Source organism: Pseudomonas abyssi (assembly GCF_003444685.1).
GTDB classification, from domain to species: Bacteria; Pseudomonadota; Gammaproteobacteria; order Pseudomonadales; family Pseudomonadaceae; genus Halopseudomonas; species Halopseudomonas abyssi.
Map to the genome: position 1 here is coordinate 1,210,931 of NZ_LMAZ01000001.1, position 24,317 is coordinate 1,235,247.

Here is a 24,317-nt window from a genome sequence, read left to right on the forward strand (position 1 = left end):
GTATTGCGGGTTAGCTCAGATCAGGCTGCCCAGCGCTTGAGGATCAGGGTGGCGTTGGTACCACCGAAACCGAAGCTGTTGGACATGATCAGATCAACCGCCTGGTCGAGACGTTCACGCAGAATCGGCAGATCACCGGCGTTTTCGTCCAGCTCGTCGATATTGGCCGAGGCGGTCAGGAAGTTGTCACGCAGCATCAGCATGCAGTAGATGGCTTCCTGTACACCGGCCGCGCCCAGCGAGTGACCAGAGAGGCTCTTGGTGGAGCTGATCTTCGGTGCCTTGTCGCCAAATACCTCGCGGATCGCCTTCAGCTCGGCAACGTCGCCAACCGGCGTCGAGGTGCCATGGGTGTTCAGGTACTCGATGGTGCCCTCAACGGTCGCCAGCGCCTGCTGCATGCAGCGTACCGCGCCTTCACCGCTCGGCGCGACCATGTCGTAGCCGTCCGAGGTGGCACCGTAGCCAACTACTTCAGCGTAGATCTTGGCGCCGCGAGCCAGCGCGTGTTCCAGCTCTTCGACAACGACCATGCCGCCACCACCCGCGATGACGAAACCGTCACGGTTGGCATCGTAGGCGCGGGAGGCTTTGGTCGGGTTCTCGTTGTTCTGAGTCGACAAGGCGCCCATCGCATCGAACAGCATGGTCTGGGACCAGTGCTCTTCCTCGCCACCGCCAGCAAAGACGATGTCCTGCTTGCCCAGCTGGATCAGTTCGGCAGCGTGGCCGATGCAGTGTGCGCTGGTGGCACAGGCAGAGGAGATGGAGTAGTTGACGCCCTTGATCTTGAACGGCGTTGCCAGGCAGGCAGATACGGTGCTGCCCATGGTGCGCGGTACGCGGTACGGCCCGATCTTCTTGACGCCTTTCTCGCGCAGAATATCGATGGCTTCCATCTGGTTCAGCGTGGAAGCGCCACCGCTGCCAGCGACCAGACCGGTGCGCACGTTGCTGACCTGGTCTTCGCCCAGGCCTGCATCGGCGATGGCCTGCTGCATGGACAGATAGGCATAGGCAGCCGCATCACCCATGAAGCGCTTGACCTTGCGATCAATGGCGGCTTCGAGGTCGATGTCTACGGAGCCGGAAACGTGGCTACGCAGACCCATTTCGGCGTACGAGGGATTGAAACGGATGCCGGATTTGCCTTCTTTCAGGCTGGCAGAAACGGAGTCCAGGTCCTGGCCCAGGCAGGAAACAATGCCCATGCCGGTAATCACGACGCGACGCATAGTGAAGATCCTCAGAAGCTATCGGTAGAAGTGAACAGACCTACGCGCAGGCCTTCGGCGCTGTAGATCTCGCGACCATCGACGGCCACGCTGCCGTCGGCAATACCGAGGGTCAGTGCGCGATTCATGGTGCGTTTGATGTGGATGGTGTAGGTGACTTTCTTGGCGGTCGGTAGGACCTGGCCGAAGAACTTGACCTCACCGGAGCCCAGCGCGCGGCCACGGCCTTGATAGCCGAGCCAGCCGAGGTGGAAACCAACCAGCTGCCACATGGCATCCAGACCCAGGCAGCCGGGCATGACCGGATCGCCTTCAAAGTGGCAGGCGAAGAACCAGAGGTCTGGATTGATGTCCAGCTCGGCGACGATTTCGCCCTTGCCGTACTTGCCACCGGTGTCGCTGATGTGGGTGATGCGGTCGATCATCAGCATGTTGGGGGCTGGAAGTTGTGCGTTTCCGGGGCCAAACATCTCGCCACGGCTGCATTTGAGCAGCTCTTCCCGGGTGTACGCATTCTGTTGTGTCATTAGTGGCTCCTGCTCATCCCCGTTTACGGGGGCTGTTGATTCGGCTTGTTCTGTGTCAGCAAGTATCCGAAAGGGCGCATGGCTGTCCATGATAGTCGAGCCTGCCCTGATTGACTGCTGCACCGGGCTGACCTGGGTCAAGTCAGATGCATGCGCCTCAGGTTGTACCGCACTTTCGGTTACCAACTGACGGTAACCAAATGGTCTGGCAACGTGGACCTATGCTCTGACTTCGCGTTTTTCGAGAAAGTCACAACATCGGATCCGAGGCGTTGAGGATACGCGCGAAGGCCGCCGAGGACAAAGGTTCTTCGCCTCGGCGCCGCGCGTGGGAGAGAAGGGGGGAGGCTGGTTATCAAGCCTGGTATCAGGCGAGTACGCCGAACTCGGTCTGGAACTGATCACGCAGCTCGCGCTTGAGGACCTTGCCGATGGCGCTGCGTGGCAGCTCATCGGTAATGATCACGCGGTTCAGGCGCTGGATCTTGCCGACGCGCTCATTGAACCAGCCCAGCACTTGCTCGGCATCCACACCGCGGCCTGCAAAGGGCACGACATAGGCCACCGGGGTTTCTCCCCAGCTGGTAGAGGCGACACCGACCACGGTGACGTCCTGCAAGTCCGGATGCTTGCGCAGTTCCGCTTCCAGGTCGCTTGGGTAGACGTTGAAGCCGCCGCTGATGATCATATCCTTGCGGCGATCCATCAGGGTCAGAAAGCCCTCTTCGTCGAAGCGGCCGACGTCACCGGTGCGGATGAAACGCTTGCCTGTGCTGTCAAACCACTCGGCTTCAGCTGTTTTCTCCGGTTTGTTCAGATAGCCGGCCATCATCGCCGGTGAATGACCGACGACTTCGCCGATCTCGCCACGCGGCAGCTCCACGCCATTTTCATCGATCACCCGCATGTCATGGTTTTCCATCGGCAGACCAACGGTGTGCAGCTTGTCCGGGTAGGTGTGTGCTGCCAGCGCGCAGGAGCCGCCGCCCTCGGTCATGCCGTAGAACTCGACCAGCCCGCCCGGCCAGCGCTTGATGACGTCGGCTTTAAGCTCGGCGTGGAAGGGTGCGCTGGTGCTGAACTTCATCATGTAGCTACTCAGATCGTAGCTGTCGAAGTCAGGGCGAGCCATGATGCGCTGGTACTGCACGGGCACCAGCATGGTGTGGGTAATGCGGTGCTCTTCCGCCAGCTTCAGGTAACGCTCGGCGTCAAACTTGGCCATGATCACTACGGTTCCGCCCAGCCCGATGGTGGGCAGAAAGGACACCAGCGTGGTGTTGGAATAAAGCGGCGTCGACATGAGGGTGCGGCATTCCGGACCATAACCCATGGTCAGGCCGCGCTGGATGTGCGACCAGCGCATGCCGTGGGACTGCACGATGCCCTTGGGCTCGCCAGTGGTGCCGGATGAGTAGATGACGTTGAACGTCATCTCCGGGGTGATCTCTACCGCAACAGGCTGCGCACCCTCTTCCGCCAGCCAGTCATTGAAGTGACGCTCGCTGCCGCTGTTGTCCAGTGTCAGCAGCGGCATGCTCAGGCGGTCACGGACACCGGCGATGGCCTTGTTGACGCTGGCGTCGACGAAGAACAGTTTGGAGGCGGAGTCGGCGAGCATGCCGAGCAGACTTTCCGGGCTGGAAGAGGGGGCCAGCGGAGCGACGGTCAGGCCGGCGCGCAGTGCACCGACGAAGAGCACGGCATAGTTGATCGAGTTGCTGCCACAGATGGCGATGGCGTCGCCGGCTTTCAGGCCGTCACGCTGCAGGGCGGCGGCAACACGGTTTGCTTCGGCATCCAGCTGTCGGTAGGTCATCTGTTGATCGTCTTCGATCAGAGCCGGGTGCTCTGCGCGGTCAATGGCGTGCTGGGCGATCAGTACAGGAAGAGTAGAAAAGGGCGATTCTAGCGTGATGGTCGACATGGTCTGGATGCTCAAAATTATTGGGGTTGTGGGAGCAGGCTGTCTGCGCCGAGCTGATACAGCCTTTTTTAAGCGACCTAGTGTCTCGGTTTGAGGACACTGAATCCAGCGTCGCAGGGCCTTAATTTGTTGGGGAAATGTTAAGGAATTACTGATCGACTCCGCATGAGGTCTGCGAGCGCTCAAGTGTGCAGATGCTTTCTGCCATGACTCATGGTTTTCTTGGCGGGCAGCGCGACACAGCTAGCTGTCCGCCTGATCTGTACGGACGTTAGGCTGTGACGCCGGCGTGCTCTGACCGGTCAGCTGGGCTGTGCTACTGCGCGGCCGTCCAGGGGCTGAGCGCCTGCAGCAGCGCCTGGCGGTTGACCGGCTTGCTGAGAAAGTCCTGCATGCCTGCTGCTTCGCAATCGCGCCGATCGACGTCAAAGGCGCTGGCCGTCAGGGCGATGCAGGGGAGCGGTTTGAGCTGGTTCTCGGTGCAGTGCTCGTTGTAGCGGCGCCAGACCTCGAGGCCGTCAATGTCGGGCAGCTGGATGTCCATCAGCACGGCGGCATAGGCCGCCGACCGGTCGGCAAGATGGCGTAGCGCATCCTCGCCGCTGGCAACCGCGACCACGCGAATGTCCGCCGTATTGAGCATGCCTTCAATCACCATCTGATTGACCGGGTTATCCTCGACCAGCAGCACCGGGCGGTCACTGCCCTGATGTGCGTGAGCCGGTGTTTCGCTGGGCTTGCCCAAAGGCTTCTCGCGCAACGCCAGCGGTATCTCGAAGGTAAATACTGAGCCCCGGCTTTCGTGGCTTTCCGCGACCAGCTTGCCGCCCATCTTCTCGGCAAAGGTACGGGCGATGGACAGGCCCAGCCCGGTACCGCCAAAGCGCCTGGATGTACTGCTGTCGGCTTGCTGGAAGGCATCGAACATGCGTTCAAGGCGCTCCGGTGCGATGCCGATACCGGTATCGGCTACTGCGCAGCGTAACCATAGGGCGTCGGTGCCAGTCAGCTGCCAGCTCGCATGCACGGCAATGGACCCCTGTTCGGTGAACTTCATCGCGTTGCCGACCAGGTTCACCAGTATTTGCCGGATCCGGGTCGGGTCGCCCACCACCTCGGCGTGGCTGTCGTTGCCTTCCAGTTTGGTGATCAGTTGCAGTTTCTTTTGGCGCGCGGTGTGTTCGAACACATTGACCGACGATTGGATCAGCTGCGGCAGGTTGAAAGGGATGTGCTCGAGCTCCAGCGCGCCGCGCTCAATGCGCGAGAAGTCGAGGATGTCGTTGATGACCTTCAGCAGGTGGTCGGTAGACTCGCCCGCGATGTGCACGTATTCGCTCTGCTCACTGTTGAGATCGGTGGTTTCGAGCAGCTGCAGCATGCCGAGCACGCCGTTCATGGGCGTGCGCAGTTCGTGGCTCATCATGGCCAGGAACTCCGATTTTGCGCGGTTGGCGGACTCGGCTTCTTCACGGGCGCTGATCAGCTCCTGCATAGCGCGTTGCTGCTGCGTTTCTGCGCGCTCCAGGGTCTCGGCCAGGCTGTTGATGTTGTGCATCAAGTGGCCGATTTCATGCTCGTCGTTGACTTCCAGGCGGGTATCCAGCTCCCCTTGCTGCAGGCGCGCAACGGCGTGCCCCATGCGTTCCATCGGATCAGCCAGGGCCTTGGCCAGACGGATGGCAAGAAATAACGTTGCCACCAGCACCAGTGCTGCCAGCGCGAGCGTCTTCAGCAGGATGCTCTGCTGGCGCTCGATGAAGGCGGTGCTGCTCAAGCCCACATGCACCTGACCCAGATAGCGTTGCTGGTCGCTGTCTCCGGCGCTGGGTGCGTCCAGAAGGAACAGATCGTTCTGCAGCGGGATACGTTCGCGCAGGATGTCGGCAACGAACACCTGCATGCCCTGGCGCTCAACCTGATCCGCTTGTCCCAGGTGCAGCAGCGCTCGCCCGGTGCGGTCGTAGACCTCGACATAGCGGACGTGCGGCACGTTGAGGGCGCCCTTGACCAGGCTTTCCAGGGTGCGCAGGTTGCCACTGATGACGCCGTACTCGGCGGCTGGCGCAAGCTGGTCGGCAATCAGTTGACCGGTGACCTGCAGCTCTCGATTCACATCGTCCAGACGGGCGGTGGTGAAAAAGGTGAAACCCACGACGCCCATCAGCAGGGCCGGCAGTGTGGCGATTAGAATCAGGCGGCTGTATATGGTGCCGCGTTGCAGAAAATTCATGGCTCTTGCTCCAGCTCGGCCAGGCGGCGGGCGAGGGTGGCGTCGTCTGGCAGCGGGATACCCAGGGAACGGGCGACCTGGGCGTTGCTCAGCACGGAAAAATAGCGGGGGTAGGATGTGGTTTGGGGGGGCAGCCCCTGTTCAAGCAGGTAGGCGACGCTGCGCGCCATGTCCTGGGGACTGCTGTAGGTGGTACTTAGGCTGCCAGCGTCGATAAAGGGTGCACTGGGGCCGATCAGTACCTTGTTGCGCGAATAACTGGTCAGCAGGATGGTTTTCAGATTGTCGGCGTTGTAGATGCTGCTGTCGTCGGTGCCGAGCAGGATGTCGCTTCGACCAAGCAGGCCCAACAGCTGTCGAGACAGGTCATCCGGGCCGTCCACTTCGGCGATGGTGAGCGTGATGCCTTGCTGGTCGGCCGCCGCTTGCCAGCGCGCTCGTTGCCAGCGACTGTCCCGGCTGAGCAGTATGCCTGCGCGGTCGAGACGAGGTGCCAATAGGCGGCTGAGCTGTAGCTGTCGTGCGGGTTCTGGGTCAGCGTAGAGCGCAGATAGCCAGGGAGGAGCCGTCTGACTGCGGGGATGCCAGTATTCCGATGTAATATAGGTCGCCAGGGTGCGGCTTTGCGCACGCTGGCGAAGGCGCCAGTCCAATGCGTCCTGACCCATGGTGATGATGTACTGGTAGCGCGCCTCGGGTGGCAGAGTTGCGGTGGCAGTGGTTATCACCTCCACGGGGGTGCCCAGCGCGGCCTGCAGCTCGCTGACAAAGGCGGTTGTGAGGCTGCTTTGTGTCGGTAGCACGACCAGTGCCTGGGCGGCCCGAGCTGGCTGGATGGTCAGCACCAGGATCAGGCAGGCAAGCAATAGACGCAGGGCTTTCATTAAAGCCAATGCCTACTTTGGGTCATGGGTAGGTCAGACATTCCTTGTCCATTCGCTGCTAGGTGGTAAGCGCATCGGGCTCAGAACGAGAGTTCTGCGCTCAGATAGTATTGGCTCTGGCTGTCATAGAGGTTCTCATCCCAGGTTAGGGCTTCATCATCCAGCCTTTGTTGCCAGGTCAGGGCAAGACTCAATGCCGAGTTGGCCGACAACTCGAAGCGTTTTTCCAGCCGCAGGTCGGCACGCTCAAACCGGCGTTCGTTCAGCTCATCAGCTCCGTAGTAGAAAAGGCTGCTGGTAAAGCCTGCTGGCCACTCGTGAATCCAGCCGGCACTTCCGGAGTGTCGAGGTGTAAGGCGCTGGTCCAGATTGTTGCTGGCATCAAAGACAATATGAGCATAGGTCAGTCTCAGTCGGTCGGCGTAACCGAGCCGCCAGTCTATTTCCGCTTCTGCGCCGCGAAACTCTACCCGAGAGTCATTGTTGGGGTAAAAGTCGGTGATCTTAAGCGGCTCGCTATTCATGTTGTCGATGCGCTCGTGGAACAGACGCAGGTCCAGCGCCAGGCCCTGGCGATGAAAGTTCCCGTGGTAGCCCAACTCAACTGCACGCATGCGCTCTTGTTCAAGATCGCCTGGGCCGATGCCTGTTGCGTAATAGACCGGATTCGGGGGTATCGGGCCGCTGGCGTTTTTTATGGGATAGGTCCAGTGGGCGTTGTTCTCGTACATGTCAGGGGAGCGCACTGCTTCGGAGTAAACTGCGCGCACGCTGTGCAGAGGATTGATGAAGAAGTGCCCGGCAATACGCGGAGAAAACGACGTACCTATGAGTTGGTCGTCCTCGAGCATGCCCCCGAACTGAAATAGCCAGCGGTCATGAGGGCGGTACTCGATATTGGCAAAGCCCTGCAGGATGTAATTGTCGACCGTGCCGGCGAACAGTGTCTCTGAGGTGGCTCGGTCATAGCGATAGCTGAGACCGCTCATCAGGCGCAACTGGTCGTTTAGCCGCAGGGTGTCCTGGACCTCCAGATGAATCCGGCTCTCCTCAAGGTTGTGATCTATATCCCAGCATACCGGTGCGCTGTTTCGGTAGGTGCTGCGCGCCTGTTTGATTGCCTCGCCAAGGTCGCCAAGCTGAGGGGTGTACTCGTCTGCTAGGCTGATTTGCATGGCAGTGCGCATATCATAGGCAGCGTCTGCATATTCCAGAAAACGGCTCACTCGGCGCGCGGCGGTGGGGTTGAGGGCATAGAGTTGTTTCAACTCGTCGATGAATACAACAGGGCTGTCGCATGCTCGCCATGCTTGCTCGCGGTTCATCTGCTGAGCATAGGCCAACACCTGCAGACTGTGGTTTGGGTTGATGTCGTTTTTCCATAACCCCTGGATGGAGTAATCGCTGATTTCACTGTCTGAGTCAGGCTGGTGGGCTGCGACGGCGTAATCATAAGCACCCAAGGTGTCCCGGCTGGGGCGCAATGGCTTTAAAAAAGGCTCGTAATCGTAATAGTACTGCTGGCGAGCCTGGCTGGCGGCAAGCTGCAGCTCCAGCGTTTGTTGGCTGTTGATTGTGAAGGCACCGCTCAGGTTGATGCGTTCCAAACGGCGGCTGTCGCGGTAATCCACCCCCGGCTCCAGCAAGTCGAAGCCATCATCGGCTGCGCCCGACAGACTTAAGCGCCAGTCACTGTCGACGAGACTGAAATGCTGACTGCCATACCAGTCTCTCACGCCGCGCTTGCCCGCCGTGTACTTGAGCGTTGTACCCGAATAGTCGCGAGGGTGGCGCGAGACGATGTTGATCACCCCCATCAGCGCGTTTGCTCCGTACGCAGCGGTGTTTGGGCCGCGAAACACTTCAATGTGTTCTATGTCCTCAATGGCTAGCGGAATGGCTGACCACTCGACAGTGGCAAAGCCTGGTCTGTAGACGGAACGGCCATCTACCAGCACCTGCATGCGTCTGGCTTCGCTGATGTTGGTGCCATGCAGGTTCACGTTCATCTGGTTGCCGGAGCGATAGCCCACCATCATGCCGGGCACTAGGCGCATCAATTCCGGGATATCCCGGGCCCCTGAAGCACGAATCAGCTGCCGGTCGATCACCGTCATGCTGCCAGGCACTTCTGCCGGGCTTTGCTTCAAGCGGGTGGCGCTGAGTACGGTGGGCAGCTGCAAGTCGTCGAGTAATGGGTCGTTCAGGGACTGGGCGCTGAGAGGGGCGCTGCAGCACAACAGGACGGCGGTAGCGGCGAGGCGCGGCTTGAGCATAGTGATGGCACTTGGATTCTTTTATACGAATGCGCCCATATTAACCAGCCGAGCAGGTTTTTCCAGCGGCAAATCGCGCCGTCGGCGTGCTCGGCTTATACTGGCGCCAGATTCACTGTCTAAGGATGTTGCATGACCGATCGCAAAGCATCTGTCTGTGTGTTGGGTGGGGGCAGTTTTGGCACCACCCTGGCCAACCTAATGGCCTCTGAGGCTGTGCCGGTAACCCTCTGGTTGCGTGATCCCGAGATGGCCCGGCATATCAGCGAGCAGCACGAAAACCCGCGTTACCTGCCCGGCATTGCGCTGGATGAGCGGCTGCAGGTAACCACCGACCTGAATGCGGCGCTGGCGACGGCAGAGATTGTCTTTCTGGCGATCCCGTCCAGCTCTTTCCGTACCGTACTCCAACAGATCGGCCCGCAGCTGGCCGGCAAGCAGGTTGTCAGCACCACCAAGGGTATCGAGCAGCCGGGCTTTCTGATGATGAGCCAGATTGTCGAACAGGAAGCACCTGAGGCCCATGTAGGCGTGCTGTCAGGGCCTAACCTGGCCAAGGAAATTGCCGCAGGAGAGCTGACTGCGACTGTGGTCGCCAGCGAGGATGAGCAGCTGTGCCGTGATGTGCAGGCCGTGCTTGGCTGCGCCAACCTGCGGGTCTATGCCAGTCAGGACCGCTACGGGGTAGAACTGGGGGGCGCGTTGAAGAATGTCTACGCCATTATTTCCGGTATGGCCTCGGCGCTAGGTATGGGCGAGAACACCAAGGCCATGCTGATTACTCGAGCGCTGGCAGAAATGACCCGCTTTGCCGTGCACATGGGGGCCAATCCGCTGACGTTTCTTGGGCTGGCCGGTGTCGGCGACCTGATTGTTACTTGCGTCTCGCCTCAGTCGCGCAACTTCCAGGTGGGGCATGCCTTGGGTAAGGGGGAAACCCTGGAGCAAGGCGTAGCCCGGCTGGGACAAGTCGCCGAGGGCGTCAATACGCTCAGGGTACTCAAGCAGAAGGCGGCTGAAGAGGGCGTTTACATGCCGCTGGTCGATGGCCTGCATGCGATCGTCTTTGAGCACAAGCCGCTGCCGGCGGTGATTGCCCGACTGATGTCGGCTGAACAGAAAAATGATGTTGAATTTGCCGCCTTCATGTCTGCGGCACCGGTCAAGTCTTGAGGAGTTTCTGTGAACACGTTTTTGAATAACCTGTGCTCCGCCGACTTTTGGCTGCGGTTGCTGTATGTCGTTTTCTTTGCCCTGGCCTGGCAAGTAGCTGAGGTCGCTCTGGCTGTTCTGACCCTGATCCAGATTGCCTACCGTTTGTTCCGTGGTGAACCGGATGCCGATTGCGCCCGCTGGGGCAGCAGTCTGTCGCAGTATGTCTGGCAGAGTGGTCGCTACCTGACTGGCGGCAGTGAGCAAAAGCCCTGGCCCTTCAGCGAGTGGCCGAATGGTGACGCGCGCTGGGTGCGCCAGTCCCGCGACCAGGAGTCGCCATGAGACTCTGGATTCTGCGCCATGGTCAGGCTGCGGCTCAGGCCGCGACCGATCCCGAGCGGCCGTTGACCGGCGCCGGTGAACAAGAGGTGCGCAGCATGTGCCAGATACTTGCCGGGCAGCCTCTTGATGCGATTCTCGCCAGCCCTTATCTGCGAGCGCAACAGACCGCGTCATTGGTAGCTGATCAGCTGAATTTTGCCCGGGGCGTTGCCACCGCGCCCTGGCTGACCCCCGATGATGCGCCGGCTGATGTGCTGCGGTATCTGAGCGAACGCAGCGAGCAGCAATTGCTGCTGGTGAGTCACCAGCCGCTGGTCAGCCAATTGCTGAGTCTGTTGTGTGAGGGGCACCGGGGAGGGCATTTTCCGATGCCTACTGCCGGGCTGGCCTGTCTAGATATGGACGTGGTTGCCGCCGGCCTTGGCCAATTGCAGCTGCTGCAAAGCCCGGCGCAGCTGGCTGACTGAGCGCCGACTGTGAGCTCGGCCGCGTTAGCTCTGCGCCGGCCTTGTAGGCGCCTCCCCGCTGGGATAGTGTGAAGGCAATTCCTACCGGCGGGTCGCTCACAAAGGCGACCGTCGCAACAATAATAATGATTCGGCGGAGCAGGGCATGGGTGCATTGGCAACGCAGCCTGCGACGGCGCTTGAGGCCTTTTTACGTCAGGAGGCCCTGCGTCCGAGCACTACCTATCTGGTTCAACCGCTGCCTGACGGCAGTGTTCAACGTCTGACGTGGGCTGAGGTTGGCGAGCAGGCGCGCCGCGTCGCTGGTTATCTGGACAGCTTGCAGCTGCCGGCCGGCAGCTGTATTGGCCTGCTGGCGCGTAACTGCGCCCACTGGATCATTGCTGACCTGGCTATCTGGATGGCCGGTCATGTCTCTGTCCCGCTGCATCCCGGCCTCACTGTCGACTTTATTTCTCAGGTTGCGCGTCACGCTGATCTGCGGGCGGTGTTTCTTGGTCGCCTGGAAGGCTGGCCGGCTCAGCGTGCGGGTTTGCCTGATGAGGTGGTGCGCCTGGCCTTGCCGCAGGGGCCGGAGGAGAGAGGGGTTGTGCCCTGGTCCGCGCTGCAGCAACAGGCGCCGCTGGTGCCGCAACAGCCCGTCGCGGATCAGCCTGCTACCATCATTTACACCTCCGGCACGACCGGTGTGCCCAAAGGGGTGGTCTTGAGCTTTGCCAGCATGTACCTGGCGGCCAGCAATTTCCTGCGTCTGTTTACCATTTCTGCGTCAGATCGCATGTTGTCCTGTCAGTCATTCAGCCATATTGGCGAACGGCAGTTTGTCGAGATGACTTCGTTGCTTGGCGGTCAGCAGGTGTTCTTTGTCGAGCGTGCTGCCAGTTTCCTGGAGGATTGTCGTCGAGCAAGACCAACCCTGTTTATTGCTTCGCCCAGGGTTTGGCAGGACTGCATGGATGTCTGCGATCGGCGTTGGCCGGCGCGCTGGCTGCAAACCCTGCTGAGCCTGCCTGTACTTGGGCCGCTTCAGGGCAGGCGCGCGCTTGCCTATCTAGGCTTGGATCAGGTGCGCTATGCCGTGAGTGGTGCCGCACGCCTGAACCCGGCGTTGCAGCGTCGATTCGCCGCCCTTGGCCTGCAAGTGGTGGAAGCCTACGGCATGACCGAGAACTGCGGCTACTCTCATCTCGGGCGTCCGAGCCGCCAGCGGCCCGGGTATATCGGTTTGCCGAACCCAGGCGTTGAATGCCGTTTGGGACCGCAGGGGGAGCTGCTGGTGCGCAGCAAGACGCTGATGCTGGGTTACCACAAGGACCCGGTGCGCACTGCGGAGGTATTGGATGAGGATGGATTTCTGCACACTGGGGATGCCGCAGAGATTGACCAGGAAGGCTTTCTGCGTCTGACCGGACGCCTGCGCGACATCTTCAAGACCTCCCGGGGGCGCTATGTCATCCCGGCCCCCATAGAGCAGCGGCTGATGGACGACGCGTTGATAGAGGAGGCCTGCGTGGTCGGACAGGATCTACCTCAGCCGCTGGCTCTGGTCCGGCTGGCCCCCGGGCTGACAGCCGACAAGACCAACCGTGGTCGTCTGCAGGCGCTGTTCGATTCGGTCAATCAGACGTTGCCGGAGACCGAGCGCCTGGGTTGCCTGGTCATTGTGCAAAGCGCCTGGGATATCGCCGGCGGGTTTCGCACGCCAACGCTGAAGCTGCGCCGCAATGTGGTGGAGGCGACCTATCACGCCCATTTCCAGTATTGGCTGGTCAGCGGCAAGAGCATTGTTTTGGAGGAGAGTGAGGTATGAGTGTCATTTGGCATCGCCCCCTGGATATCGAGGCCATGAATGCGCCCGGCCCCCATATCAACACGCTACTGGGTATTCGTATCGAGGAGGCGGGAGACGACTGGATCAGCGCGAGTATGCCGGTGGATCAGCGCACTCATCAGCCTTACGGCATCCTGCATGGCGGCGCCTCGGTGGTGCTGGCCGAAAGCGTGGGCAGCATGGCGTCCTACGCCTGCATTGATACCCGTACCCATTACTGCGTGGGGCTGGATGTGAACGCCAATCACCTGCGCGCGGTGCGCACGGGGCGAGTCACCGCCCGGGCAACGGCGGTGCACCTGGGGCGCACGACGCATGTCTGGGACATTCGCCTGCGTGATGAGCAGGGCAAGACCACCTGTATCGCCCGGCTGACCATGGCCATCGTGCCACTGAATACGGACTGACAGCCGGCGATCCGCTCGTGTATGTGGCTGTATTCACGGCCGCTCAGGTGCTTGTTCGCACGGTGCCAAGACAGTAGATTCCTGCAGCATCCGTTCTCTACTCAGCAACCGGAGGCTGCATGCCCCTTACAAGCCATGAAGTACGTTTTTCCCTGCCGCATATTGAAGTCGCCGGCAAGGCTTGGGGGGAGCCCGGCGGCTTGCCGGTGATTGCACTGCACGGCTGGCTCGACAATGCCGCCACCTTCGACCGGGTGGCGCCGGCGCTGGAGGGCGTTCACCTGGTAGCGCTGGACTTGCCTGGCCACGGCCTGTCGGGGCATATGCCGGCCACCGGTTACAGCCTCTGGCAGCAAGCGGCCAGCGTACTGCAGGTGGCGGAGGACCTGGGCTGGGAGCGTTTCGCGTTGCTCGGGCATTCCATGGGCGCGATTATCAGCGGCATTCTGGCCGGCAGTCTGCCGGATCGTATCATCGGGGCCGCGATGATTGACGGGCTGATGCCGTTCACCTCCGAAGCCGATGATGCGCCCCGGCAGATGGCGCGTTTCTTCAACTCCAGCCTGCAGTTGGGCAATAAACGTAAACCGATTTATGACAGCGCGGAGAAGGCCGTGTCGGCACGCGTGCTGGGCGGAACGACGCCGATCAGTCGCGAGGCGGCGGGTTTTCTGGTCGAGCGCGGATTGATGCCGCACGACGGCGGCTGGACCTGGCGCACCGACCCCCAACTGATGCTGCCCTCACCACTGCGCTTCACTCAGCGCCACGCCGTGTCTTTTATCGAAAATATCACGGCGCCGGCGTGCCTGGTGCTGGCCAATCAAGGTGTGATGCACAAGCATCCGGACGTACTGGATCGTATTGATGCCTTCAATAATCTGACGGTGCACCGCATCGACGGCGGCCACCATCTGCATTTGGAAGCCCAGGCGCCGGAGGTGGCGGCGATTCTGAAAGACTTCTACACAAGCCTGAGCTGACCCACAGGTCCAGTCGCGGTATCCTCGGAACTGAAGTGGCGCGTGAGCGCCCGCTTAATGACGCCCGCAGGTGGGGGCGCTGAGGAGATGCATGGGGTCCATAACACGAAGTGCGCCGCTGCTGTTCGCCGGCCTGTTGTCCGCTGGGGTACTGCAGGCCGAAGACGCCGTCTCGACACTGGTTGTCGAACCTTTCACCCATTCACAGCTCGTCGACCAGACGCTGCAGTCCCAGGCGGACCAGCCGGTGGTTATCGGCAGTATCCGCCGTATCAACAACCAGCTGCGTGCCGAGCGAGAGGTGCGTGCCAGTGGTGAATTGGCTTCGGTCAGCTGGGAAGTCCTTGACGGCTACGCCCCTGAAGCTGCCTTCAGTCATGTGCTGGGGCAACTGCTGGCGCAACCGCATACGCTGCTGTACGCCTGCGATGGTCGTGAATGCGGCAGCAGCAGCCTGTGGGCCAATCAGGTGTTGCATAACGCGCGTCTGTACGGGCCAGACGAAGACCAGCGCTACCTGGCGCTGCGCCTGGATAACGAACCGCAGCGCTTTATCACCCTGTACAGCATCACCCGGGGCAACCGTCGCAGCTACCTGAACATGACCCAGCTGACGCCGGATCAGGCAGTCCAGCAGGCGCTATACCCAACGCCGTCAACCTTGCTCAAGGTGCTGCGCAGCGAGAATAGCCTGGCGCTGCCGGCGCTGGACAGCGAGGCGCTTCAGGATGACTGGACGCGGTTGCTGGTACGGATGATGCGTCTGGACTCATTACTGCGCGTGCAGTTTGACGGGGCCGATGCACCGCAGCTGGTCAATGCCATGAAAGCGGCCGGCGTGTCCGCGTCGCGCCTGCAGCTGGGTGAGCCGGTGCCGGCCCAAGGTGTGGTGTTGCAGCGCATTCGCTAGGGTAGTAGCTCCAGCTGATCAGGCAGGGCGCGAATCGATAGCCAGTCGAACAACTGCGCACGGTAGCGCCCTTCGTTGAACATGTCCGCCTGATCCCAGGCGTGGACGTCCAGCGGGTTACCGGCCTGGCCCAGCGGGTTGATACCCAGGCTGGCGTTCAGGTCTGACAGGTCGATCAGGCGGCGGGTCGAGGGGCCGGCCTTGATCTGATATTGCTCAGTACCGCGGTCGAAGACCATGTTGTTCAGGGTTTCGTTGCCGCCATCTACCGCCACCGGCTGGCTGCTCAGCAATGCTCCGAAGGGCAGGCGCTCACTGAGTGCATGCTTGTGTTGCAGGCTGGTCAGTCGTGACCATTGCCACTGTTGCGGGTCTGCACCCAAATCCTTCACCAGCCCCTGCAGCGCGTTCTTCCAGGCATGACCGATGGCTGCCTGACGACCGTCCAGGCTCGGATGCTCGCGATTGTCCCACCAGGGCGAAGTGGGCTTCCAATACAGGCTGGCCAGTGTTTTCTCGGCCATGAAGGTGTTGCGGAAGTAGCTGTAGCGTGGGCCTAGCTCATCGGCAAAAAGGGCCTCGGATAGCGCATCCTGCCAGCGCTGGAAAATGCTGGCAGCCTGACTGTCGCGTCGGTAGTGGCCATCCCAGCTGGCGAGCAGAGCGAGTGCCTGAGTACCTGTCTCGCGGAGCTCCTCCGGCAGCTGCTGTGGGTCCAGTAGTGGCATGGCGTCGGCGAGCATGCTCAGGGCCAGTGGCCGCTGATCGTCAAGCTGGAAGGCCTTGAAGTCCGACAGGTCGAAGGGCGCTTCACGGTTGAGCAGGACTTCCAGGCGCTGCGCCCGATCCGTTGGTGCGTAGTAGCCTGGCAGCTTGCGGCGCGGGTTGCGCTCTGGGTAAGGGTTGTTGGTGGAGAAGATCACACCCTCGCGGGGGTTGATGATGCGCGGGTTGGTCTCGAAGGGTTGATAGCCCAGAAAGTCATCCCGGCCTGAACCGCCGTTGAGCAGGGAAAAACCATTGCTGCTCTGTGGCCAGCGTTTGAGCTTGCCAATTGCCCACATGGCGATGTTGTCATCAACGTCGGCATACACCAGATTCAGGCCGGGCGCGCTGTGCAGCGCGGCTGCGGCCTGAAACTCGTCGAGGCTGGTGGCGCGGGTAAATCCGTAAAAGGCGCTGGCCGAATCGTTCTCCGGGTCGAGGAAGCTCCAGAACAGGCTGACAGGTTCGCGCTCCATGCTGCCGGGCAGATCGTTGACGATAGGGCCGTGGCGGCTGCTGCGGGTGCGAATCAGGCGATCTTCCTGGCCGCGAATCTTGATGACCTCTTCATGCACACGCAGCTTCTGCCAGCGATCGATTGCCCAGACCTGCTCCGGGTCGTCCGGGTTGACGCGTTCGCGGTAGAAGTCCACGTCATCGTTCATCAGCATGGTCAGGCCCCAGGCGTGATGGCGAGTCTGCCCCAGCAACGGAAACGGGATGCCAGCGAGGAAATGACCGTAGACTTCGCTGTCCGGGGTGCGGATGTGTGCTTCGTACCAGACTGCTGGCGCGGCAAAGCCGATATGCGGATCGTTAGCGAGTAGCGGGGCGCCGCTGGCACTGCGCTCGGCGTTCACGACCCAGGCGTTGGAACCGAGGAACTGGCCTACCGGCAGGGACTGTTCTACCTGGCTGATCTGCTCCAGCATGGGGGTCAGCAGCTCGATATAGGGCTGCCCGGAGGAGCGCACTGGCGGCAACTGGTCCGGCCAGCTGGGCACCAGATCACGGTAATGACGCTCGCTCAGGGTGCCGCGAATGGTGTCGACCAGGGCGTCGGTCTTGAATGCTTCGGCAAAGGAGTACGCCATGTAGCCCATGGTGTTGGCGATGTCCTGGGTACTGAAGTAGTCCGGCGTGGTCATCAGCAGGCGGTATTCCAGTGGCCGGCCACCCTGGTCAATATATTGGTTGATGCCGTCCTGATAGGCGTGGATCAGCTGCACGTGGGGGCTGTCGGCCTGCTGCTGCAACCGCTCGGCGTATTGGCGAGCGTAGCGGCTGATACCCAGAGTGCGAAAGAACCGGTCGGTGGCGAAGGACTCGGCGCCAAACAGCTCCGACAGCCGCCCGCCGCCAATACGCCGCAGCAGGTCCATCTGAAACAACCGGTCCTGGGCGTGCACATAGCCCAGTGCCAGGTAAGCGTCGTGTTCGTTCTGGGCGTCGATATGGGGTACGCCCCAGGCGTCGTAGTAAACGGACACGGGGGCCATGAGCCCCTCCAGCCGGAGTTTGCCGCTGCGTTTGGCCTCTGCGGTGTGCACAAACCACGTCACCAGCAGGGCGCACAGAGCCAGTAACAGGGCAACACAGAGGATAATCTTCAGCGGGCGATTCAGACGGGCGTTCACGATGGGCCTTGTGCAGCGGAAAAACGTCCGGGCATCATGCGCAGCGCGGTGGTATACGTCAATCGGGACACGCGAGTTTGTGAAGGAGTAATAGCACGATGGCACGAAGAGTCGCTCTGGTACTGGGCAGCGGAGGCGCAAGGGGATACGCGCACATAGGCGTGATCGAAGAAATCGAACGCCGAGGCTATGAAATCGCCTGCATCGCCGGCTGCTCCATGGGGGCGGTAGTAGGCGGCATTCACGCCGCCGGTCGACTGGCTGATTACCGCGAATGGGTCTCCGGGCTGGACTACCTGGATGTGATCCGTCTGCTGGATATCGGCTTTGGCACCTTGGGCGCGATTCGCGGCGAGCGGGTGTTCGGGCGCATCCGCGAGATACTCGGCGATATCGACATCGAAGACCTGGCGATTCCGTTTACCGCCGTGGCGACAGACCTGACCAACCAGCAGGAAGTGTGGTTTCAGTCGGGCTGCCTGCATCAGGCCATGCGCGCCTCGGCGGCGATCCCCAGCCTGTTTTCCCCGGTACGCCAGGGCAGTCGTGTGCTGGTAGACGGCGGCCTGCTCAATCCGCTGCCGATTGTGCCGGTGGTGTCGGCGCATTGTGATCTGATCATGGCGGTCAACCTCAACTCGATCGAAAGCAATCACTATCAGATGCCTGTTATCGAGCGGCCCGCGCCGATCCGTCAGCAGTGGGAGCAGTGGATGGCAGCGCTCAAGCCCTCCTGGCTTGGCCGGCGGGCCGAAGAGGAAGAAGAACAGGCCGGGCAGCACGCGTTGCCGCTGTCGCCGGAGGACGGTGAGGAGCCGCACTCGCGTGAGGAAGATCAGGATGCCCCGGTCGAGGTCGAGCCACCGGTGGGGCCGGCCAGCATGCTGGAGCTGGTCAACCTGTCGTTTGAGGCGATGCAGGCGTCGCTTACCCAGTACAAGATTGCTGGCTATCCGCCAGACGTGGTGTTCAACGTACCCAAGCGTCTGTGCCGGTTCTTCGAATTCTATCGTGCGCCGGAGCTGATCGAGCTGGGCCGGATGGTGGCCAGTGATACGCTGGACCAGTTCGAACGTCGCCAGCACTGAACTGGGATGGGTGTCTGCTAGAATCCGCCTTTCCATGTAACTGTCGCGGAGCTGAGCATGACCCAGACCATACGTTTGACCGAATACAGCCACGGCGCCGGTTGTGGCTGCAAGATTGCGCCGCGGGTGCTCGACGAGATGCTGTCGGTCGGCCAGCCTGGCCCGGCCTTTGAGCGGCTCTGGGTGGGCAATGCGAGCCGCGACGACGCGGCGGTATTCGGTCTGGACGACGAGCAGGGCATTGTCAGCACTACCGACTTTTTCATGCCGATTGTCGATGACCCGTTCGACTTTGGCCGCATCGCTGCGACCAATGCGATCAGCGATATCTACGCCATGGGCGGCACGCCGCTGATGGCCATTGCGATTCTCGGCTGGCCGGTCAACCTGCTGCCTGCCGCGGTGGCTGGCGAGGTGCTGGCTGGGGCGCGGCAGGTGTGCACCGAGGCAGGCATGCCGCTGGCCGGGGGGCATTCGATTGACGCCCCTGAGCCTATTTTCGGACTGGCAGTGACCGGCCATGTGTTGAAACGCCAGCTCAAGCGCAATGATCAAGCCTTGGCTGGCGCCCAGCTGTTTCTGACCAAGCCACTGGGCATCGGTATCCTTACCACCGCCGAAAAGCAGAAGAAGCTGCGCCCCGAGGACGCTGGCGTCGCGCGGGACCTGATGTGTCAGCTCAATCGTCCGGGTCAACGTTTTGCTGCCCTCGACGGTGTTCAGGCGATGACCGATGTGACCGGCTTTGGCCTGCTCGGGCATCTGACCGAAATGGCCGAAGGTGCTGGCCTGCAGGCGCGCCTGAACAGTGCGCAGGTGCCGCGCTTGCCTGCAGTCGACTACTACCTGGAACAGGGATGTGTGCCGGGTGGCACGTTGCGCAATTTTGATAGCTACGGGCACAAGATCGGTGCACTGAGCGACGCGCAAAAGCACCTGCTGTGCGATCCGCAAACCAGCGGTGGGCTGCTGGTGGCAGTGGCGCCGGAGGCGGTAGAAGCGTTTTTGGCGCTGGCCGGTGAACTGGGTCTGACGCTGGGCTGTATCGGAGAACTGGTCGAGCAGTGCGGTGGGCCCTGGGTCGAGGTGCTTTGATGCGCGACAACACCGAGGACTTTCGTCAGCTGTTTTTGCAGAATGTGCCGCTGATGGACGTGCGCGCGCCTGTCGAGTTTGCCAAGGGAGCCTTTCCCCAGGCAGTCAATCTGCCCCTGATGAATGACAGCGAACGGCAGAAGGTCGGTACCCGGTACAAGCAGCAAGGCCAGGCTGCCGCGATCGCGCTGGGTCATCAGCTGGTGCGCGGCAAGCTCAAGGCCGCGCGCATCGACGCCTGGCTGGCTCAGGTCCAGGCGGCGCCCGAGGGTTATCTGTACTGTTTTCGTGGTGGCCTGCGCTCGCAATTGGTGCAGCAATGGCTGAGCGAGGCTGGTGTGCAGTATCCGCGGGTAATCGGTGGCTACAAGGCCATGCGGCGTTTTCTGATCGATACCCTGGATGCGGCGGCGCTGGAGTGCAACCCGGTGCTGGTGGCCGGCATGACTGGCACTGGTAAAACCGAGGTGATCAGCGCACTGGACAACAGCCTGGATCTGGAGGGCCATGCGCATCACCGTGGCTCCAGCTTTGGTCGTCACGCCACGCCCCAGCCGGGACAGATCGACTTTGAGAACCGGCTGGCCATTGCAGCGCTGAAGGTGAGGGCTGCCGGTTATAACCGCCTGGTGCTCGAGGACGAGGGACGTATCGTCGGTAGCTGCTCGGTGCCGCTGACGCTCTACCGTGTCATGCAGGAGGCGCCGCTGGTCTGGCTGGAAGACAGCTTCGACAACCGTGTTACGCGCATTCTGGGCGACTACGTCATCAACATGCAGGCTGAGTACGCGGCGCTGCATCCAGACGACGCTGACGCCGGTTTCAGTGCCTTTGCCGACTATCTGCTCGGCAGCTTGCAACGCATTTACAAGCGGTTGGGTGGCGAGCGTCATCAGCAGCTGGATGGGCTGATGCGTGAGGCGCTGGAGATTCAGCAGCGCAGTGGTGATGTGCAGGCGCACCGCCGCTGGATTGAAGGCCTGCTGACCCATTACTACGATCCGATGTACGTGTACCAACGCGAGAGCAAGCACCCTCGAGTGGTGTTCAGTGGCGAACAGCAGGCTGTTATCGAGTGGCTGCGAGAACACTGTATCAACGAATGACATAACGCGTGAACAACACGGTTTAACTTGGTCGAGTCATGACTGCTGCCGCGCTAATATCCTGAAAAAGACACGCCCGCCAACGCGGTCAATGACAGGAGTACAGACGCATGAGTAGTGAGTTTTCCGGCAAGGTAGCACTGATCACCGGTGCGGCCGCAGGCATCGGCAAGGCAACGGCTGAAGCATTTGCCGCTGCGGGGGCGCAGGTTGTGCTCTCTGACATTGATGTGTCTGCTGGTGAAGCGGTGGCTGAAGCCATCCGCGCAGCGGGCGGGGATGCGGTATTCATTGCCTGCAACGTGGCGGATTCGGCTGAGGTCAAAGGCCTGATCGAGCGCATCGATGCGGAATTCGGTCGCCTGGATTGCGCCTTCAACAACGCCGGTATTGAGGTCGAGCTGGGCAAGCTGGCGGACGGCGACGAGGCCGTGTTTGACCGCATCATGGACGTGAATGTCAAAGGCGTCTGGCAGTGCATGCGCTTCGAGCTGCCGCTGATGCTCAAGAACGGTGGCGGCTCTATCGTCAACACCGCTTCGGTTGCTGCGCTGGGCGCTGCGCCGAAAATGAGCATTTATGCCGCCAGCAAGCACGCGGTATTGGGTCTGACCCGCTCGGCGGCAGTGGAGTACGCCAAGCAGGGTGTGCGAGTTAACGCGGTCTGTCCGGCGGTGATTGATACCGAGATGTTCCGTCGCGCCGTCGCCATTGAGCCGCGCAAGGCCGACGCGGCAGCAGCCATGCACCCGATTGGTCGTGTAGGCCGTGCTGAAGAAATTGCCGCCGCTGTACTTTATCTGTGCTCCGAGGGGGCGTCCTTCACCACCGGCATCGCCTTGCCCGTGGACGGCGGCAGCACCTGCATTTGAGTGAGCTAGGTGCCGCGACCGCGCGGCGCCTATCCTTTGTTCTCCCTCCTGGCCTCGCCGGGTCGCAACTGCGTTCCCTGTGCTCGGCGCTCTGACCACGCTCTACCATGCTGACGTTGGCAGCACGCATCCTTTGCCTTGGTTGCGTGACATGACCAGGCGTGACGCTGGTCGTTGGTGTGGCGCGAGCAACCAGCCAGAGCCTGGAATACACCCAGATCTTTTCGCCGCATCGGCACTGGCAGCTGATGTGGGGTAGCGGCTGCTGAACGGTGACGAGTCTGATATCGACCAGCAGTGGCTGACAGCGCGCGAATTGCATTTCAGGGTACAACGGGAGAAAACCCTTTTGACTAGGTCAGTTGCCTGACCTGGCCTTAGTTGCGGTGTCTGTGCCGCTTGCCTCGGCCTTGCACGTGGCTGATCATGGGAGGCCGAACAGCGGTTGGAAGGAGATCAGACGTGAAAAAAGAACCCCATGACGAGTTGCCGCTGGATGATCCGGACCCGATTATTCGTGCCAGTCATTTTGCCATTCGCTTTGCTGTTAAATTGCTGGCCATCCTGATGGTGCTGGTGATCTTTTTCGGCATCGCCGACGTGGTCTATGTGCTGTATCAGCGCCTGACCTCCGAGCCCATGTATCTGCTGGATATCAGTGACATCTTTGAAACCTTTGCTGCCTTTCTGGCAGTGCTGGTGGCGATCGAGATTTTCGTCAATATCCGTATCTACCTGAGCAGTTACGAGTTGCCGGTCAAGCTGGTTGTAGCCACTGCCCTGATGGCGGTGGCGCGAAAGATCATCGTGCTGGACTTCGAGAAAATCGAAGCCCTGGAAGTGTTCTCCCTGGGCGCCGTCGTGCTTGCCTTGGGAGTAACCTATTGCTACATGCTGCATGCACAGCATCGAACCGGATAGGTTGAGCGATTGCAGCTGGATCAGCACTGCCTGGACAGCCTGCGTGCGGAGATGGCGGCGCCGCTGTTCGCCGGCAATACCGCCTTTGGGGGAGATAACGTGCTCGCGACCCGGTGCTCGGCTGGCTGGTGGGGTGGACCTGCATCGGACTGGATGGCCAGCCACTACGGGCGCACCAGTCGCTAGCGGCGGGGGGGCGCTACGCCTCAGTGCAAACGCTGTTACGCCCGTTGTCCTTGGCGCGGTAGAGCTGTTCGTCTGCGCGTTTGAGCATGTCGTGCTGGGAGTGTTGCAGGCCGGTGATGCCGAAGCTGGCGGTGACTCGCAGGCCTTCGGCAATCTGCTGCCAGGGATGCTGCTCTATTTGCAGGCGCATGCGCTCGGCAATCTCCTTGGCGGTTTGCACGCTGGCGTCGGGCATCAGCAGTATCAGCTCTTCTCCGCCGAAACGTGCCAGGATGTCTTGCGTGCGTACCGACTGGCGCATGAGATGCGCAATCTGTTGCAGCACCAGATCGCCGACCTGGTGTGAGAAACCATCGTTGATGCGCTTGAAGTGATCCACGTCGACGATCACCAGCGCTAACGCGCGCTGGCGTTGAGTGCATATCTCAAACCAGTGGGCGAACTGTTCGTTGAAGTAGCGACGGTTATGCAGGCCGGTGAGCTCGTCGGTATAGCTGAGCCTTTCAAGTGATTTGGCCTGGCGGACAATGGTTTCGTTGGACGCCTGCAGGGCCCGATATTTGTCCGTGAGTTCGCCACTCATACGGTTGAAGGCCTTGGCCAGGGTGGCGATTTCGTCGGTGCCGCTGACGACGACGGGTGTGAACGGCTGGCCAGGTTCCAGCTCATTTACCGCGCGGCTCAGTTGACGTAGCTGACGCAACATGGGGCGCGTCAGCAGGGCGGCAACCAGCAACGACAGCAGCAGGGCAATGGCCCCGGCGACCGCCAGGCTTTGGTAAAGCAGGGTGCGATAACTGTCGTCGAGCGGTGTCTGTGGTGCCTCGCCAGTTGCCAGGGCATAACCGACGAGTTCGCCATTGAATGTCAGGGGAGCGGCTCGCCAGCGCTCGAACAGGCTGAGTTGCTGACCGGCCTGATAGTCGTAGAAGGGGTGGATAACGTAGCCCTGGGTGTCGGCCAGCACAAACCGCATATCGGTAGACTCGAAAGGCGAGCTGCCGCCTGGGCGGGGTGGGTTGCCTGCCGGAGGCATGCCGCGTGGCGGCCGTCTGGGTGGGCGCTGCTCGAGCGCTCTTTGTTCATGGCGCCTGCGGTCAAGCGTCACAATACGCTGATAGAAATCTAGGGCCGCTGCGCGCGTGCCCCAGGGCAAGGCATCGGGCAAGTTCTGATAGCGTTGGATCAGCCGCGTGAAGTGGCCAAAGTGGGTCGCACTGGCCTGGCCGACAAAGCGGTACTCCAGTAGCGGCGGCGTGATTAGCGCGATCACGAGGATGGCGCCGAGACTGCTGAGCAATAACGCTGATAATACCTTGGTCCTCAAGGTCATCATGGTGCGGCTATCTCGTTCAAACGGATTAGGAGGGGGCGGCGAGCCATACTCCGGTCCGTCCTGCGGCAAGCCGTGGCCAGTATAGCCACAAATGCCATCGTCTTGGCATCCCGAGGGGGCTTTGGCTATCGTGC

21 protein-coding genes are annotated in these 24,317 nt (G+C 61.2%); 13 read left to right on the top strand and 8 right to left on the bottom strand.

The genetic code is table 11. From position 1 onward, the window contains the following. Positions 1–20: 20 nt before the first annotated feature. The 6 genes from fabB to ASB58_RS05630 all read right to left on the bottom strand — a co-directional run bounded on the left by fabB (position 21) and on the right by ASB58_RS05630 (position 9,082). A complete protein-coding gene (fabB, locus tag ASB58_RS05605) occupies positions 21–1,235 on the bottom strand; it encodes a beta-ketoacyl-ACP synthase I (RefSeq protein ID WP_096004774.1) in 1,215 nt (404 codons plus the stop codon). 11 nt (positions 1,236–1,246) lie between these two features. Next, positions 1,247–1,762, bottom strand: coding sequence for a 3-hydroxyacyl-[acyl-carrier-protein] dehydratase FabA (fabA, locus tag ASB58_RS05610; protein WP_096004775.1), 516 nt, complete (start codon positions 1,760–1,762; stop codon positions 1,247–1,249). A 367-nt stretch (positions 1,763–2,129) separates the two neighbouring features. Continuing rightward, positions 2,130–3,689 carry a class I adenylate-forming enzyme family protein gene (locus ASB58_RS05615; protein ID WP_118129619.1) on the bottom strand — a complete coding sequence of 520 codons (1,560 nt, stop codon included), beginning with the start codon at positions 3,687–3,689 and terminating at the stop codon, positions 2,130–2,132. Between the two features lie 316 nt (positions 3,690–4,005). Beyond that, positions 4,006–5,922, bottom strand: a complete 1,917-nt coding sequence (locus ASB58_RS05620) for an ATP-binding protein (protein ID WP_118129620.1) — start codon at positions 5,920–5,922, stop codon at positions 4,006–4,008. Further along, complete coding sequence (locus ASB58_RS05625; RefSeq protein WP_118129621.1) at positions 5,919–6,806, bottom strand: ABC transporter substrate-binding protein; 888 nt, start codon at positions 6,804–6,806, stop codon at positions 5,919–5,921. The genes ASB58_RS05620 and ASB58_RS05625 overlap by 4 nt, the downstream gene beginning before the upstream one ends. An 80-nt stretch (positions 6,807–6,886) precedes the next feature. Further along, positions 6,887–9,082, bottom strand: coding sequence for a TonB-dependent receptor plug domain-containing protein (locus ASB58_RS05630; protein ID WP_118129622.1), 2,196 nt, complete (start codon positions 9,080–9,082; stop codon positions 6,887–6,889). Positions 9,083–9,214: 132 nt separating this feature from the next. Between ASB58_RS05630 and ASB58_RS05635 the strand changes: the two genes are divergently transcribed. From ASB58_RS05635 to ASB58_RS05665, 7 genes are all read left to right on the top strand, one after another. Then, positions 9,215–10,255, top strand: coding sequence for an NAD(P)H-dependent glycerol-3-phosphate dehydrogenase (locus tag ASB58_RS05635; RefSeq protein WP_118129623.1), 1,041 nt, complete (start codon positions 9,215–9,217; stop codon positions 10,253–10,255). Between the two features lie 9 nt (positions 10,256–10,264). Then, positions 10,265–10,579: a DUF4389 domain-containing protein gene (locus tag ASB58_RS05640; RefSeq protein WP_096004781.1), complete on the top strand. Its 315-nt coding sequence runs from the start codon at positions 10,265–10,267 to the stop codon at positions 10,577–10,579. Beyond that, complete coding sequence (gene sixA / locus ASB58_RS05645) at positions 10,576–11,046, top strand: phosphohistidine phosphatase SixA (protein ID WP_118129624.1); 471 nt, start codon at positions 10,576–10,578, stop codon at positions 11,044–11,046. The genes ASB58_RS05640 and sixA overlap by 4 nt, the downstream gene beginning before the upstream one ends. Positions 11,047–11,191: 145 nt before the next feature. Then, complete coding sequence (locus tag ASB58_RS05650) at positions 11,192–12,856, top strand: AMP-binding protein (protein WP_118129625.1); 1,665 nt, start codon at positions 11,192–11,194, stop codon at positions 12,854–12,856. After that, positions 12,853–13,284: a hotdog fold thioesterase gene (locus tag ASB58_RS05655; protein WP_118129626.1), complete on the top strand. Its 432-nt coding sequence runs from the start codon at positions 12,853–12,855 to the stop codon at positions 13,282–13,284. Before ASB58_RS05650 ends, ASB58_RS05655 begins: the two co-directional genes overlap by 4 nt. 119 nt (positions 13,285–13,403) lie before the next feature. Further along, entirely contained in the window at positions 13,404–14,267 is an 864-nt protein-coding gene (locus ASB58_RS05660; RefSeq protein ID WP_096004785.1) for an alpha/beta hydrolase, read from the top strand. Between the two features lie 91 nt (positions 14,268–14,358). Next, a complete protein-coding gene (locus ASB58_RS05665; protein ID WP_118129627.1) occupies positions 14,359–15,177 on the top strand; it encodes a DUF4892 domain-containing protein in 819 nt (272 codons plus the stop codon). On the opposite strand, the gene ASB58_RS05670 is transcribed toward ASB58_RS05665, so the two are convergent. Beyond that, a complete protein-coding gene (locus tag ASB58_RS05670) occupies positions 15,174–17,579 on the bottom strand; it encodes a penicillin acylase family protein (protein ID WP_118129628.1) in 2,406 nt (801 codons plus the stop codon). The genes ASB58_RS05665 and ASB58_RS05670 overlap by 4 nt on opposite strands. 98 nt (positions 17,580–17,677) lie before the next feature. Here ASB58_RS05670 and ASB58_RS05675 point away from each other — a divergent pair, with 98 nt between their 5' ends. From ASB58_RS05675 to ASB58_RS20000, 6 genes are all read left to right on the top strand, one after another. Then, positions 17,678–18,667: a patatin-like phospholipase family protein gene (locus tag ASB58_RS05675; RefSeq protein WP_118129629.1), complete on the top strand. Its 990-nt coding sequence runs from the start codon at positions 17,678–17,680 to the stop codon at positions 18,665–18,667. Positions 18,668–18,724: 57 nt separating this feature from the next. After that, positions 18,725–19,762, top strand: a complete 1,038-nt coding sequence (gene selD, locus ASB58_RS05680; protein ID WP_118129630.1) for a selenide, water dikinase SelD — start codon at positions 18,725–18,727, stop codon at positions 19,760–19,762. Then, on the top strand, positions 19,762–20,868 hold the full coding sequence (mnmH, locus tag ASB58_RS05685) for a tRNA 2-selenouridine(34) synthase MnmH (RefSeq protein WP_118129631.1): 1,107 nt from the start codon (positions 19,762–19,764) through the stop codon (positions 20,866–20,868). The genes selD and mnmH overlap by 1 nt, the downstream gene beginning before the upstream one ends. A 110-nt stretch (positions 20,869–20,978) precedes the next feature. Continuing rightward, on the top strand, positions 20,979–21,740 hold the full coding sequence (locus ASB58_RS05690; RefSeq protein ID WP_096004791.1) for an SDR family oxidoreductase: 762 nt from the start codon (positions 20,979–20,981) through the stop codon (positions 21,738–21,740). Positions 21,741–22,202: 462 nt separating this feature from the next. Next, on the top strand, positions 22,203–22,661 hold the full coding sequence (locus tag ASB58_RS05695) for a phosphate-starvation-inducible PsiE family protein (RefSeq protein ID WP_202974590.1): 459 nt from the start codon (positions 22,203–22,205) through the stop codon (positions 22,659–22,661). A 9-nt stretch (positions 22,662–22,670) separates the two neighbouring features. Beyond that, positions 22,671–22,847, top strand: coding sequence for a DUF6559 family protein (locus ASB58_RS20000; protein ID WP_181977868.1), 177 nt, complete (start codon positions 22,671–22,673; stop codon positions 22,845–22,847). Between the two features lie 13 nt (positions 22,848–22,860). On the opposite strand, the gene ASB58_RS05700 is transcribed toward ASB58_RS20000, so the two are convergent. Continuing rightward, positions 22,861–24,183, bottom strand: a complete 1,323-nt coding sequence (locus tag ASB58_RS05700; RefSeq protein WP_118129632.1) for a sensor domain-containing diguanylate cyclase — start codon at positions 24,181–24,183, stop codon at positions 22,861–22,863. Positions 24,184–24,317 lie beyond the last annotated feature (134 nt).

Excerpts from the sequence above, each read along its gene's own strand:
- ASB58_RS05665 (WP_118129627.1), top strand. The coding sequence starts at position 14,359 with ATGGGGTCCATAACACGAAGTGCGCCGCTGCTGTTCGCCGGCCTGTTG.
- fabB (WP_096004774.1), bottom strand. The coding sequence starts at position 1,235 with ATGCGTCGCGTCGTGATTACCGGCATGGGCATTGTTTCCTGCCTGGGC.
- ASB58_RS05650 (WP_118129625.1), top strand. The coding sequence starts at position 11,192 with ATGGGTGCATTGGCAACGCAGCCTGCGACGGCGCTTGAGGCCTTTTTA.
- ASB58_RS05675 (WP_118129629.1), top strand. The coding sequence starts at position 17,678 with ATGGCACGAAGAGTCGCTCTGGTACTGGGCAGCGGAGGCGCAAGGGGA.
- ASB58_RS05625 (WP_118129621.1), bottom strand. The coding sequence starts at position 6,806 with ATGAAAGCCCTGCGTCTATTGCTTGCCTGCCTGATCCTGGTGCTGACC.
- ASB58_RS05700 (WP_118129632.1), bottom strand. The coding sequence starts at position 24,183 with ATGATGACCTTGAGGACCAAGGTATTATCAGCGTTATTGCTCAGCAGT.
- fabA (WP_096004775.1), bottom strand. The coding sequence starts at position 1,762 with ATGACACAACAGAATGCGTACACCCGGGAAGAGCTGCTCAAATGCAGC.
- ASB58_RS05630 (WP_118129622.1), bottom strand. The coding sequence starts at position 9,082 with ATGCTCAAGCCGCGCCTCGCCGCTACCGCCGTCCTGTTGTGCTGCAGC.
- selD (WP_118129630.1), top strand. The coding sequence starts at position 18,725 with ATGACCCAGACCATACGTTTGACCGAATACAGCCACGGCGCCGGTTGT.
- ASB58_RS05690 (WP_096004791.1), top strand. The coding sequence starts at position 20,979 with ATGAGTAGTGAGTTTTCCGGCAAGGTAGCACTGATCACCGGTGCGGCC.
- ASB58_RS05660 (WP_096004785.1), top strand. The coding sequence starts at position 13,404 with ATGCCCCTTACAAGCCATGAAGTACGTTTTTCCCTGCCGCATATTGAA.
- sixA (WP_118129624.1), top strand. The coding sequence starts at position 10,576 with ATGAGACTCTGGATTCTGCGCCATGGTCAGGCTGCGGCTCAGGCCGCG.
- ASB58_RS05655 (WP_118129626.1), top strand. The coding sequence starts at position 12,853 with ATGAGTGTCATTTGGCATCGCCCCCTGGATATCGAGGCCATGAATGCG.
- ASB58_RS05635 (WP_118129623.1), top strand. The coding sequence starts at position 9,215 with ATGACCGATCGCAAAGCATCTGTCTGTGTGTTGGGTGGGGGCAGTTTT.
- mnmH (WP_118129631.1), top strand. The coding sequence starts at position 19,762 with ATGCGCGACAACACCGAGGACTTTCGTCAGCTGTTTTTGCAGAATGTG.
- ASB58_RS05620 (WP_118129620.1), bottom strand. The coding sequence starts at position 5,922 with ATGAATTTTCTGCAACGCGGCACCATATACAGCCGCCTGATTCTAATC.
- ASB58_RS05615 (WP_118129619.1), bottom strand. The coding sequence starts at position 3,689 with ATGTCGACCATCACGCTAGAATCGCCCTTTTCTACTCTTCCTGTACTG.